Here is a 1014-nt window from a genome sequence, read left to right as displayed (position 1 = left end):
GCGACGCTCCCACGGCTTGTAGGCACACGGTTTCAGGTACTATTTCACTCCGCTCCCGCGGTACTTTTCACCATTCCCTCACGGTACTATCCGCTATCGGTCACCAGGGAATATTTAGGCTTAGCGGGTGGTCCCGCCAGATTCACACGGGATTTCTCGGGCCCCGTGCTACTTGGGTGGTTCTCAAACGAGCCGTACAGATTTCAGCTACGGGGGTCTTACCCTCTACGCCGGACCTTTCGCATGTCCTTCGCCTACCCATACGGTTTCTGACTCGCCGACCGGCCGGCAGACCGATCAAGAGAACTCCCACAACCCCACATGCGCAACCCCTGCCGGGTATCACACGCATACGGTTTGGCCTCATCCGGTTTCGCTCGCCACTACTCCCGGAATCACGGTTGTTTTCTCTTCCTGAGGGTACTGAGATGTTTCACTTCCCCTCGTTCCCTCCACACTGCCTATGTGTTCAGCAGCGGGTGACAGCCCATGACGACTGCCGGGTTTCCCCATTCGGACACCCCCGGATCAAAGCTCGGTTGACAGCTCCCCGGGGCCTATCGCGGCCTCCCACGTCCTTCATCGGTTCCTGGTACCAAGGCATCCACCGTGCGCCCTTAAAAACTTGGCCACAGATGCTCGCGTCCACTGTGCAGTTCTCAAACAACGACCAGCCACCCGTCACCCCCGCCGAAACGACGGAGAACACCGGGGCCGGCAACCGAAGGAACAGACATCAAGTCCGCACCCTCAGACACCCAACAGCGTGCCCGACCCGATCCCCTGACTCTCACGTTCCACGCCGAAGCAGTACTGGTGAGTCCAGAAAACCGTGCCGAGTAGTCAACGTTCCACCCATGAGCTGACCACCGTCGGACATTTGCCGACGTAGTGGCTCTGGACCCCGAAGGGGTCTAGATGCTCCTTAGAAAGGAGGTGATCCAGCCGCACCTTCCGGTACGGCTACCTTGTTACGACTTCGTCCCAATCGCCAGTCCCACCTTCGACAGCTCC

Annotated in this window: 2 rRNA genes; both read right to left on the bottom strand. The window is 59.2% G+C overall.

Annotation, left to right across the window (positions count from 1 at the left end):
* A 23S ribosomal RNA gene (locus AB0P17_RS43290) occupies window positions 1-631 on the bottom strand; the annotation flags it as partial.
* A gap of 298 nt (window positions 632-929) precedes the next feature.
* Window positions 930-1014, bottom strand: a 16S ribosomal RNA gene (locus AB0P17_RS43285); the annotation flags it as partial.

Origin of the sequence: Streptomyces sp. NPDC088124 (assembly GCF_040685895.1) — a bacterium.
Classification (GTDB): Bacteria; Actinomycetota; Actinomycetes; order Streptomycetales; family Streptomycetaceae; genus Streptomyces.
Note: the sequence above shows the minus strand (reverse complement) of the source record. Positions and strands in the feature narration are given on the sequence as shown.